The sequence below is a fragment of the Burkholderia thailandensis E264 genome (assembly GCF_000012365.1).
Lineage (GTDB): Bacteria > Pseudomonadota > Gammaproteobacteria > Burkholderiales > Burkholderiaceae > Burkholderia > Burkholderia thailandensis.
This window is the reverse complement of record NC_007650.1, coordinates 1,845,525-1,855,826: the sequence shown is the minus strand read 5'-3', so window position 1 is coordinate 1,855,826 and position 10,302 is coordinate 1,845,525. Positions and strand designations below refer to the sequence as shown.

At 63.7% G+C, this 10,302-nt stretch carries 8 protein-coding genes; 3 read left to right on the top strand and 5 right to left on the bottom strand.

Features of this window, described 5'->3' with window-relative positions; genetic code table 11:
• The first annotated feature begins 406 nt into the window (after nt 1-406).
• On the top strand, nt 407-961 hold the full coding sequence (locus BTH_RS08080) for a hypothetical protein (RefSeq protein WP_025369868.1): 555 nt from the start codon (nt 407-409) through the stop codon (nt 959-961).
• A gap of 613 nt (nt 962-1,574) precedes the next feature.
• Nucleotides 1,575-1,874: a hypothetical protein gene (locus BTH_RS08075; protein WP_009897474.1), complete on the top strand. Its 300-nt coding sequence runs from the start codon at nt 1,575-1,577 to the stop codon at nt 1,872-1,874.
• Nucleotides 1,875-2,387: 513 nt separating this feature from the next.
• On the opposite strand, the gene BTH_RS08070 is transcribed toward BTH_RS08075, so the two are convergent.
• Both BTH_RS08070 and BTH_RS08065 read right to left on the bottom strand, forming a co-directional pair.
• The gene (locus tag BTH_RS08070; protein ID WP_009897473.1) at nt 2,388-2,816 is read right to left on the bottom strand and encodes a DUF3617 domain-containing protein; all 429 of its coding nucleotides are present in this window, start codon (nt 2,814-2,816) and stop codon (nt 2,388-2,390) included.
• 63 nt (nt 2,817-2,879) lie between these two features.
• A complete protein-coding gene (locus BTH_RS08065; RefSeq protein ID WP_009897472.1) occupies nt 2,880-3,881 on the bottom strand; it encodes an OmpA family protein in 1,002 nt (333 codons plus the stop codon).
• Between the two features lie 910 nt (nt 3,882-4,791).
• On the opposite strand from BTH_RS08065, the gene BTH_RS08060 reads away from it, so the two are divergent.
• Entirely contained in the window at nt 4,792-6,735 is a 1,944-nt protein-coding gene (locus BTH_RS08060) for a collagenase (RefSeq protein ID WP_038707739.1), read from the top strand.
• 232 nt (nt 6,736-6,967) lie between these two features.
• Here BTH_RS08060 and BTH_RS08055 read toward each other — a convergent pair whose 3' ends face one another.
• The 3 genes from BTH_RS08055 to BTH_RS08045 all read right to left on the bottom strand — a co-directional run bounded on the left by BTH_RS08055 (nt 6,968) and on the right by BTH_RS08045 (nt 10,188).
• Complete coding sequence (locus BTH_RS08055; RefSeq protein WP_009897468.1) at nt 6,968-7,285, bottom strand: DUF4148 domain-containing protein; 318 nt, start codon at nt 7,283-7,285, stop codon at nt 6,968-6,970.
• 413 nt (nt 7,286-7,698) lie between these two features.
• A complete protein-coding gene (locus BTH_RS08050) occupies nt 7,699-8,865 on the bottom strand; it encodes an FAD-dependent monooxygenase (RefSeq protein ID WP_009897466.1) in 1,167 nt (388 codons plus the stop codon).
• A 573-nt stretch (nt 8,866-9,438) separates the two neighbouring features.
• Complete coding sequence (locus BTH_RS08045) at nt 9,439-10,188, bottom strand: helix-turn-helix domain-containing protein (protein ID WP_009897464.1); 750 nt, start codon at nt 10,186-10,188, stop codon at nt 9,439-9,441.
• Between the last annotated feature and the right edge of the window lie 114 nt (nt 10,189-10,302).

The following is a 10,302-nucleotide window of genomic DNA, read 5'->3' as shown; positions in this document are numbered from 1 at the left end:
ATTCTAACCGAGCCGGGGCAATGGAAAAGGCGTGGAAAGGGCGAGGCGCGGCGCATGCCGGGCGCGGATCGGCCTGGGCGTGTTCGGTGTGTGTCGCAAACGGGCAAGAAGCGCTCGCACGCGCCTACGCGCGTGCCTCCCTCGAATCGCCGGCCGATGCCTATCGCGCCGGTTGAAAATCACTTTTACACGCGCGCGCAAGTGCGGTCGCATGCCGGATGCGTATCGCATAGGCGGTTTCGACAAACGACAATCAGATCAAAGGCCCGGTGTTTGGGGGGCTTTTTTCTACGGAAGGCAATCGACGAAATTACGCACCCGCAATCATTGAATTTGTATGAACATTCTAGCTTTCGGAATGAAATCGTCTATAGAATCGCGGTCTTTCTTTAAAAAAATGGACGACATGATTGAATCGACCGTGGTCAGAATGGCGCGTGCCGACGATTATCCGAATATTATTTCCCTGCAAAAAGCGAATCAGATCGGCAATCTCACGGAAGCCGAACGCAAGAACGGCTTTTTGTCCGCCGAAATTCCCGAGGAGCGGATCGACGCGTTTGCGGCCGACGCCGGCATCGTCGTTGCATACGAGCAGGCTGAATTCGCCGGCTTTTTCTGCATTTCCCGTCTCGCTTCTTGGCGCGGCAACGCGATCATCGACGCACTGGTCGAATCGTTCGAAAAGAGTGATGAATATGCGGCGAAAAACATATCGGAAACCATGTGCCTGTTCGGGCCGATGTGCCTGAGCCAGGTGGCGCGCGGAAAAGGCATTCTCGAAAAAATGATCGAACTCGCGATCGCATCGGCGAAAACGCAATTCGGAAATGCGATCAGTTTCATTGCCGTCGATAATGAGCGCTCCGTCAATGCAGTCGCGAAGCTCGGATATCGACCCGCTCGCCGTTTCACGTCCGGCGGGCGCGAATATCACGCGCTGATCGTCGACTTCGGTTGAGACGCCGCGCACCATGCCTTTGACGGCGGAATTCGCGCATCGCCTCCATCGTCGCGCGCGTGCGGCGATGCACGGCGCGACACGTCGGACGGGCCTCGGGCGATTTCGGCCGTGCGTGGCGCGCGCGGCGTGTCGGCGTGCGCATCCATGCATGATACGCATGCAACTGCGCTCGCGGCGCCGCGAGTCTTGCAATCGATTCCAGCGTTGCCGCGGTCAGTCAGGACCTGACCGGGCCGAGCGGGCGTAGACGGCCGCGTATCGGCGCAATGTCGGATGCATCATCGGCGAATGGCCACGGAAGGCATTGGGTGTCAGCGTTGCCACCAGTCAGACGCGAAGTTACTTTGGTCGCCTGAGTTTGCGGGCGGCTCCGACCCCGGCGAGCGATGCGTGCCGAAGACCCTGTCCGAAAGGCCGGGACTGTGCGGGAGGCCGGGCGATTGGATTCCGGCAAAACCGCCGCGACAACCTCGAATGCAATCCTTGAGCCATCGCAAAGCAACGGCAAAGCAGCCTCCTAGCATCGACGTGGCGGGGTCCGCGAAACCTGAATGACGCTCTGCCGCGGACGAACCGCACCAGTTCCATGGAGTTCGATAGGAGAGCAATCATGTACAGATTCATCCGCACCGCTACGGTGAAGAACGCGGCGGCGCTGCCGTCGGCCTTGGCTTTCGCATCGGAGGTCACCACCCACCTCAACAAAAGTTACGCGCTCAATATGTCCTTTGGTGCCGAACAATTCGGATGCTCGAATATTCACTGGCACTTCGATTCGGACAGCCTCGACAGGATGGAGCAAGTCAACGAAAAACTGATGGGGGACCGCGACTACGCGGCGTTGCTCGATAAGTATCAGGACATCTGGGCGGAAGGTTCCATGCACGACACGGTCGTTCGGCTGGCCTGAGGCCGGATCGGCGGCCGGGCTGCTGGATGCCGAGCGTCCAAACGACAGAAGGGCGGATACGCGGCTATTCCGGCAACGTCGCATTGAATTCGTTGTCTCGCGCATTCCGGGAATGGTCGGTCATCCGCCCCGACGCCGAATGACCGGACGAGAGGGGAGCGGATACGGTCGGCGGCGTTGGACGGCAACCGGTCGGGAGCTGCCGGGCACGCGAATGTCCCGGCCGGTTGAGAAGCAGCCCCGGTAGCGCGCGGAAAAGCGAAATCAGGGGCGTCTTCTCCGAATGCATGGCAAGACAAGCTGGTCGCCACGCCTCTTAGGGACGGCTCGGTGCGGCCAGGCGAGGCGGCGGAACATCGGCGCGATACGTCCGAGGTTCGGCAGAAGCCGTCATCCGCGGCCGATCGAGTCCCGTCCTCACCGAACGGCCGCGCGCACGGCAGGAGCAAATCGTGCCGTTGCCCCGGAACGTCGCCGGGACGCCGCTCCAGCAGCCCGGCCCGCTTCGATCCTTTACCGGCAGTCGCCGACCCGCTTGCCGCGCCATGTCCAGGCGAGCGTGTACGGGCCGGCCTGCGCGTGCTGTCCGTGCAGTTGCCCCTTCAGGTCGTAGCTCGTCGGCGTGACGGCGCCCGTCACGGTTCCGTTGCCGCGCCCCTGCTCGTTCGCGCACGATAGCGCGACCTTCAGCGTCGTGCCCGCGTAATCCCAATTCGTGATCGTACAGTTGACGTTGTCGCGCCGCATCCGCGCTTCCATCGTCTTGCGAAGGTTCTTCGCGTCTGCGCCGCTCAGGCATTGGTCGGGCGCGGAGCCGCCCTGCGGCAGCGGCTTGCTGTTCAGCGTGTAGGCGGTTTCGTCGTGCCACATGCCGGGAGAAACGGTCTGCGCGAACGACGAGACGGCGAGGCCGGCAAGCCCTGCGGCGATCAGCAGTTTCATGAGGTCGGGAGGCATCGGAGGCGGAGAACGCGCACGCGTCGGGTTGGACAGGGAGGCGCGGCGCTACTGCTGCACGAGCTCGACGCGGCGGTTCTGCGCACGGCCCGCTTCGTCGCCGTTCGATGCGACCGGCGACAGCGACGCGACACCCTTCGCGACGAGGCGCCCCGGCGCGATCCGGTACGTCGTCGCGAGCGTTTGCGCGACCGCGTCCGCGCGCTTTTGCGACAGGTCGACATTGTGCGCGAACTGCCCCTGATTGTCGGTATGGCCGACGATGTACACCTTCAGGTTCGGGTTCGCCGTCAGCAGCTTGGCCATCTCGTCGAGCTGGGCCTTCGACTCCGGCTTGACCTGCGCCTTGTCGGTATCGAAGTAGAGGCCATAGAGCGCGACCTTGCCGGTCGAGGCAAGCCCCTTCTGCATCGCGCTCGAATCGACCACCTTCACCTGCCCGGTCTGCATCGGCTTGACTTCGACGACTTCCTCGTAGACGAGCGTTCGCTTGTTAGACGCCGAATCGTCCATGATGTGCAGGAACACGTACGCGTCGCCGGACGCGCGTGGCAGCTTCGCGAGAATCGTGCGGTGCTTGTCGCCGAATTGCGCCTGGCCGACGCCCGACTGCCGGACTCGGTTCGAGTTGATCACGAGACTCTGAAACTGGTTGCCGCCGCTTTTCCCGCATTGCTCCTGCGTGCAGCGGAACAGAATCTGGAACCCGCCCTTTTGCAGCGCATCGAGATAATTGCGCTCGACTTCGAGCGTCGACTTGTTGCCGCCGATCGTGTACGAGATCCGCGTCACCTTGCCTTCCAGATTCAGGCCTTTGGCGGTCTTCTCGTCGTCGACCGGCTGATTCGGCAAGAACGCTTCGTCGAAAGCGGTCTGCGAATATCCGTTGATGGTCGCGCCCGCGAAGCGGGTGAGCAGCGGATGGTCTTTCGAGCCCGGCTCGTCGCCGGCCGCGCAGGCGAGCGTGGCAAGCGACATCAGCGCGGCAGCGGACAGCGTGCGCCGTCCGGCGCGCAGGAGGCGGCTTGCGGTCGTGGCTGGATTCTTCATGGAGTCTCGCGGAAAGGTTTGTTGTTCGTTCTAACAGGCAAGGCGCGCGAATCTTACCAAATATTTCAGACGATATTTGACATTTCCGAGCTGGATTCGATGCCGGCCAATAGCTGGAATAGCTGGAGCCTTTGCTTACGGCCGACTCGATACTCGACGGCAGGGATTGGTCGGCATTCCGACACGTCTGCGGCCGACCGCCACGACTGACCGCCACGACTGACCGCCACGACCGACCGCCACGGTCGAGCGCCGGACGTTCGGATACGCAGGCACGAAGGGCGGCTTCGGGGCGGAAGAATCCGATCGGGATCGAGGGCTGCCGGCCGCAAGCAACCGCTCGCGAGCGGCAGCCTTGAGGCATCAGGGAAAGAACGCCTGGCCTGGAACCGGAGCTTGCTCCAGCCGCATTGGCGTGCTGGCGCTTCGGGCTGCTCGTCTCCCGTCGTTTTGGACCCGGCGTGTCGCGAAGTTGCGAATCGCGAGGCGCTCGCGCTGTCGTGGCGTCGATCGCGCCGGGCACTGCCACGAGACGTCGCGCAGCGCTCGTGTCCGCTCATGGTGAGCCTGCCCGCATCCCTGACGCGCCCCGTTGTCTTTATCGCGCAGGGTAGCGGCCTGGAAAGGGCGGTGCGAACGCGCCGTGCGTCGAGTCATGAATGAAGAGCCTATGAAGCCACTGGATCTGACGCGTTTCGATCTCAACCTTCTGGTTGTACTCGAGGCGCTTTGGGCCGAAAGGCACGTCGGCCGCGCGGCCGAACGATTCATCTCAAATTATTGAAATAATCGATTTTAATGTAGCGATAATTCAATTAATGTCAATTGGATTGATTTCATTTAATTGAATTGACTTGCTAATGGACGGCGTTATATCTTCGGCGCTCCAAAATAACCGAGGGTAAATAAAATGCCAATAACGGATGTGTCTCGCAAGCCCCGGCGCTGGTCGGCCGTCGTGGCTTTGTCGGTATTCACGGGGCTGATTGGCACGGTATCGGCCAATACGCAGCCGGTGCAGCCGGCGCAACAAAAGCAGGCGCGCATGCCGCGCATGCCGCAGAATCTGCCGGTTTCACCCGAGCAGGCCGAGTACAACCTGCCGCTCAGCGAGCAGGACCGGGCGGCGTTGACCAAGCCTTCGCAGCTCAAGCAGCAGGCCAAGCGCAGCAAGCGCAGCGCGCCGGGCGCCGATTGCCGCGACATGTCGGCGATGACGCGGTATCGCGGCGCGGCACTCGCCGATTACATCGCGAATCTTCCCGATTACGAATGCCATTACGGCTTGTTCTCAGTCGATAAAACGCTGGCTCAGCAGATTTTCAATGCCGAAAACGTGCATGCCGTCGCGAGCCGTTTTGTGCAGGAAGTCTATCGCTATGATGCGAGCAATTTGATTCTGGTCAATTTGCTGATTTATCTGCGTTCCGCTTATTACCAATATGATGTATCGGGCATTGCCGATCCGATTCCGGATCTCGCCGTGTGGCTGCGTCCGTATATCAAGCAAAGCCTCGAAGGCGAGGCGCTCTATCGCGAGAACGACCGCGCGCCGAGCACGGCGAACGAGCTGATGAAGCTCATCACGAACATGAAGGACGAGGCGTACTATCTGCCGACGCTGAAGAACCGCATCGCGTCCTACACGGCGAGCGCGACGAATCCGCAGGCGGCGGCGCCGCTGTTGCAGCGCAGCGCGGCGGGCGGCTTCACCGGCTTGCTCACGGTGTTCTTCTACGCGCATCAGCGCAGCGGCGCGCGGCAGATGCTCGACAGCGACGCGACGCTGCCGGAGACGCTCAACCGCTTCGTCACCGCGAACCGAGCGAGCCTGTCGAATACGAGCGCCGCGTATCAGCTTGCCGACGCCGCACGCGAGACGTTTCGCTTTCTCCGTTATCCGACGCAGAAGCCGCGCGTGAAGAAGATGATCCAGGACATCCTGGCATCGACGAGCCTGACGGGGGCGGACAACGATCTGTGGCTCGCGGCGGCGGAAGCGGTCGACTACGGCGACGCGGGCAACTGCGCGGACTACGGCACGTGCGACTACAAGAAGCGGCTGACCGATGCGGTGCTCACGCATCGTCACGCATGCAACGCGAGCGTGCGCATTCTCGCGCAGGACATGACGGCGCCGCAGTTGCAGTCGGTCTGCGCGGCGGTCGCGCAGCAGGACGATTACTTCCACCGGATGATGAAGACCGGGCGCAAGCCGGTCGCGGGCGATCGCAACGACACGATCGAACTCGTCATCTTCGACGACTACGCGAACTATCGCAAATACGCTTCGGTGATCTACGGCATCAGCACCGACAACGGCGGCATGTACCTCGAAGGCGATCCGTCCGCGCCCGGCAACCAGGCGCGCTTCATTGCCCATGAGGCGTCGTGGCTGCGGCCCGAGTTCAAGGTCTGGAACCTCGAGCACGAGTTCACGCACTATCTGGACGGCCGCTACGACATGGCGGGCGACTTCGCGGCGAGCACCGCGAAGCCCACCGTCTGGTGGATCGAAGGCGTCGCCGAATATCTGTCGAGAAAGAACGGCAACCAGGAGTCGATCGACGCGGCGCGCACGGGCGCGTACCGGTTCGCGGACGTGCTCGGCACGCTGTATTCGTCGAGCGACTACGTCGCGCGCGCATACCGGTGGGGCTACATGGCGACGCGCTTCATGTTCGAGCGCCACCGCGCGGACGTCGACACGATCGTGTCGCGCTTCCGGGCGGGCGATTACGACGGCTACGCGAACTACGTCGCGTACATCGGCAACCGCTACGACAACGAGTTCGTCGACTGGGCGCGCAACGCGACGACGGCGGGCGAGCCGCCGCTGCCGACGCAGCGCTGAGCGGACGCGGCCGGCCGCGCGCTCGGGACGGTCGCGACGCGAAAGGCGTGGGCTGGTGTTGCGCAATCGTCGGCCGGCCGCGGCGCTTGCCGCGGTCGCGGCCGTGAGGCGATATGGCCACACCCGGCGGCCGCGCCGACGGGCGGTGCGCGCAAGCGCGTGCGTTGCCGGGCGCGTGTGCGCGCGACGTGCGACGATTTCGGCGCGCGCCGGCGATCAGCGCGCCGGCCGGTCAGTGGTGACGATACGGCGTGTCCCAGCCGCCCGACGTCGGCGATACGCGATAGCCCGACTGCGTCGCGCCGCCGGCCGCGCCGCCGTAGCCGGACATGTCGGCGCCGCCGTTGGCCCGCGCGATACGGGCCTCGGCCGCCTGGACGTCGGCCGGATACTGGTTCTTCGAAGGCTGGTAGCCTGCCTTTTCGTACTGGATCAATTCGTTGCGTACTTGCGCGCGCGTCATCGGCCCGTTGGTTGACGACTGCGCGAACGACAGGGCCGGAACGGTGAGCGCCAGCGCAAGCGCGGCCATTTTCAGAGCGGTCTTCATGATGCGTACCTCCGTCGATTCCGCTGCGGGCGAACGTGCTCGCAGCCGGTCTTTATAGCTTGGCAAATCCGGCTTAAGAGAGGGTTAACGGCCGCGTATCGGATGTTGCGATGTGTGTGCGGAACGAGGAGCGAACGGCATGCGCGGCGCGCTGCGCGCGCATGCGGCGATCCGCGATCGTGTGGCGCGCCGGGCGCGGGGCCGCGCCCCGTTTCCGCCGTGCGTGCCCGCGCGGGCCGTCGATACAACTCGTTTCAGCTTCATCGCTGCTGTTGTTGCTGCTGCTGCCTTCCGGCTGCGCGTCGATCCGAATCCGAAACGCGTGGCGGGGCGGGAACCGATTCCCGCTTCGTCCGCCAGCGTCGCGAAATGCCGCGCGTTTCGAGTCGCGCGGATTGACGGAGCGATTGCGATCACGCCTCGGCGGCGGTGCCGAGCAACGCGGCGTCGCGCCCGCTCGTCTGCAACTGCGACCGGAAGTTGGCGACGAGCGCGGCGCGATCGTGATACGTCGTCGCGAGCGCGTGACCGTACGAGATCACGGCTTCGTTGACGGGATGCCGGATGCGCTCGAATCGGTCCAGCGCGTCGGCGAGCGCGATCCGGCCGCTCAGGTGCTGGTCGAGGCACTCGCCGAGTTCTCCCGCATCCTCGATCGCGAGGTTCATGCCCTGGCCCGTGATCGGGTGGATGCTGTGCGCGGCGTCGCCGAGCACCACGACGTTGCGCTTGTGATAGCGATCGAGATTCATTCGCCCAAGCGGAATCAACGGAAATTCCGTGCCCGCGCCGATCGCCGCCATCGCGTCGGCGCTCTCGTCGCCGACGAATTCGCTCAGACGCGCGACCAGCTTCGCGCGCGTCGCGTCGGCGAGATAGTCCTGCATGTCGTCGGCGGGAAAGCTGACGACGAGACGCGTTGCTTCGTCGCCGATCGGATAGAAATAGGCGAGCCCCTGGTTCGAATCGACGTACAGCCTGTTGCACTCGCGCACGCTGTCGGTGAGCGCGATCGTGCCGAACGCCATCGGCGTTGCATACGGCACGCGCTCGGCAGGCACGCGCAGCACGTCGCTGCGGATCATCGAGCGCGCGCCATCAGCGCCGACGAGCGCTTTCGGCGCGACGGTCTCGCCGTCGCTCAGCACGACGGACGTCACCGTGCCGTCGGCGTCCTGTTCGATCCGCTCGATCGATGTCTCGAAGCGCAAGCGCACATTGGGCATGACGTCGAGCTTCGCGAGCAGCAAGCGGCGCAATTGCTCGCACGGAATCAGGATGAAGAAGCCGAGCGCGCTCGACGTCCGGTAGTCGAGCGAGGCGATCAGCTCCTTGTCGTGGAACAGCTTCATCGCGTCGCGCCTGAGCCCGCCCGCAGCGATCACATCGTCGAGCAGCCCCATCTTGCGCACGACGCCGATGCCGGAAGGCTTCAGCAGATCGGCGCCGTTCTGCGCGCGGTGGCACGCCGCGCGCTCGACCACCGTGACGCCGTGGCCCCGCGTGCCGAGCAGGTGCGCGAGCGCGACGCCCGCAATGCCGCTGCCGTTGATCAGTACATCGACTTGGTTGTTTTTCATAGTGGGTTCGTTTTATTCCGGTGATCGCCGTCGACGGCATGTCCCGACGCCGGATGGGTCCGGTCAGGCGAATTGCAACGCTGGTCTATGAATTGGGTTGGATGGCCGCTTCGATTTTTCTGTCGATTTATTCATGGATTTTGAGCCGCCAAATCATCGGGCTTCGCGAATTTTGGCGACTCTTTTGTCGATTCGATTCGTGATGAGCGTCATGCTCGTTGGGGAGCGAGAGGCGGCATGCTGCGGCGGCCACGCGCTCGTGCGTTGCGAAAGGCATGCATGGTCAGGGGGCGCTCGCCGGCCGCGCCCGAAATCGTATTAAAGATGCAAAAAATATGCAAATAAATATGATTGGAAATAAATTGGGAGGGCGTTTCGATGGGGAATTTGTTTGTTTCGAATGATTGAAAATTCAATCTATTTATTTATTTTTGATTGGAGGGTGCGCCGATTGAATGGATGCGCGGTGGCGGGGCGCGTGCGTCGCACGACGCGGTCGCGTCATCGCCAGGCCGGCGTCCGCATGCGGGGCACGCGATGGAGGCCGACGCGCCGGCATCGCTAGCGCGGCATTCAGCGTGGGGGTTTTTTCGCGGCTCGGCGCGCGGCGTCGTTCGTCGCGGCCGCGCGCGCGACGGGCGCTTTCTTGCGCCGCCCGGCCGTTTGCGCCGAAGGCGGCTCCGCCGGGGGAAGCTCGGCCTGGTTGCGCGCGGCGCGCGTGCGCGGCGGCTTCTGCTCGCCCGGCAGCGACGGAAACGCGGGCTGCCCGTCGCCGAAGAGCGGCAGCGTGCCGACCGCGATCAGCTCGACGGGCTCGCTGCCCACGTTCACGACGCGATGCCGCTCGTGCGCATTAAAGTGCAGCGAATCGCCTGGGCCGAGCGGATAGTCCTGCTTGCCGACCGTGTAGCGAACCTGCCCCGACAGCACGAACACGAATTCGTCGCCGGCATGCGCGACCCATTCGGACGAATAGCCCTCCATCATCGACACCTTGACCGCGTTGAGCTGGCTGCCCGGGAAGGTCGTCGACAGGCGCTCGTAGCGCTGCTGCGTCGGACGAATCGAGTACGACTCGCGGCTGCCCTCGTGCGAATCCGGCTGATCCTGGCGGGGCTGGTCGATGAGCGCGCTGAGCGGCGCGCGCAGCGCTTTGGCGACGTTGACGAGCGAAGAAATCGAAATGCCGGTCAGGTTGCGCTCGACTTGCGACAGGAATCCGACCGACAGGTGTGCCTCGGTGGCGACCTCGAGCAGCGTTTTTTTCAGCTCTCGGCGCAGGCGGCGGATGCGTCCGCCGATATGCATGATGTCCGAATCCATGAATCTCCCACGAGGCTACGGTTGCCGTTCGACGCAACGCGCGCGGCGCCTGCGATTGCGTCGGCCGTGCCCGTTGCGCGGGCGCGGCGCGGCGATGATGCCCGAGCATTGTAC